Source organism: Bradyrhizobium sp. 147 (assembly GCF_023073935.1).
Classification (GTDB): domain Bacteria; phylum Pseudomonadota; class Alphaproteobacteria; order Rhizobiales; family Xanthobacteraceae; genus Bradyrhizobium.
In genome coordinates, this window is sequence record NZ_JADPKL010000138.1 from 1 (window position 1) to 1,605 (window position 1,605).

The 1,605-nt window shown below is 62.1% G+C and carries 1 protein-coding gene; it reads left to right on the forward strand.

Annotated elements, in window-relative coordinates; genetic code table 11:
* A partial coding sequence (locus IVA87_RS32065) for an IS1182 family transposase (RefSeq protein WP_247336987.1) occupies window positions 1-1,582 on the forward strand: 1,582 nt, incomplete at its 5' end.
* Between the last annotated feature and the right edge of the window lie 23 nt (window positions 1,583-1,605).

Genomic DNA, 1,605 nt, shown 5'->3' on the forward strand with positions numbered 1-1,605 from the left:
GAGCCGCGACCAGGCCAGCCTGCTTCCTGCTCGGATTGAGGACTATGTCGGTCCGGATAACGCAGTCCGGGCGATCGAGAGCTTCGTTCGTGTCCTCGACCTTGCCAAATTCGGCTTTCGCCATGCGGGTCGCAAGGCTGAGGAGGTCGGCCAGCCGCCGTACGATCCGGCCGATCTGCTGAAGCTCTACCTTTACGGCTACATCAACCAAATCAGGTCGTCGCGTCGGTTGGAGCGGGAGGCCTGCCGTAATCTGGAACTGATCTGGCTGCTGAGGAATCTGAAGCCGGGTTATCGGACGATCGGCAACTTCCGCAAGGAGAACTGGGCGGCTCTGAAGGCGGCCAACCGCAGCTTCGTGCTGCTGATGCGCGAGCTCGGCCTTGTCGGCGGCAGCGTTGTTGCGATTGATGGCTCGTTCTTCCATGGCGACGCCAGCAAGGCCAGCATCTTTACGCGCAAGAGGCTCGCCGATCAGATCACAAAGCTGGACCAGGAGATCGAGGCTTACGGCAAGTCCCTTGAGGACAATGATGCCGCAGAAGCCAAGAACCGGGGCAAGGATGGGCCCGATGGCGGCGGAGATGGCGGCGACATCGGCGCGAAGGTCGCGGCGCTGATGGCGAAGCGCTCGCGCGCCCAAGCCGATCTTGCTCGGCTGGAAGAGAATGGCGAGACACAGCTGTCCCTGACCGATCCGGATGCCCGGCTTCTGGTCAAGAGCGGCCAGGGGCTCGCAGGCTATAATGTGCAGACCGCCGTCGACGACAAGCACAAGCTCATTGTCGCCAGCGAGGTGGTGAACGACAGCAGCGATGTCGGCCAGCTACATGCGATGGCCATGGCGGCAAAAGAGGCCCTTGAGGTCAAGGCCCTGCAGGCGCTGGTAGATGAGGGTTATTACAGCAGTCACGAACTGAAGGCCTGTGAGGACGATGGCATCACGGCCTATGTGCCGGTGCCGAAGGGCAACGCCCGGCTCGAGAAGCAAGGCCGCTTTGCCCTCAAGGACTTCAACTATGATGGCGCATCCGACACCTACCATTGTCCCGCCGGCCAACTGCTCCATCCGATGAAGAGCAGGCAGAAGAACACCAGTGGCCGCATCGAGATCCGCTACGCGGCGCGCGGAGCGATCTGCAGGACCTGCCCGCTCAAGGTTCGTTGTCTCTCGTCGAACGCCGCCTACCGGACGATCGGGCGCTGGGAGCATGAAGACGTTCTTGAACGTCATCGCGAGCGGATGCAGGGCGCGGGCGAACTGATGCGCCGTCGTTTTGCCATCGTCGAGCATCCGTTTGGCACGCTCAAATGCCGTGCCGGCTATCGTCATTTCCTGGTCCGCGGCTTCGACAAGGTCCGCGGCGAGTGGAGCCTGATGGCGCTCTGCTACAACTTTACCCGCGTGCTCAACATCCTTGGCTTCGACGCGTTTCTGGCCGCGCTCGCAAAGACGCTTGCTCCTTGCCGATGCACCCTCGCAGCTCTCCTGCAGGGCATCCACGTTGCCCTAGGGGCCTTCTGGACAAATATACAGCCTCCGCTCGCAATCGGCCGGCACGCACCCGCCTCACTCCGCTAACGAGTAATTCTTGCCCAGCCTCG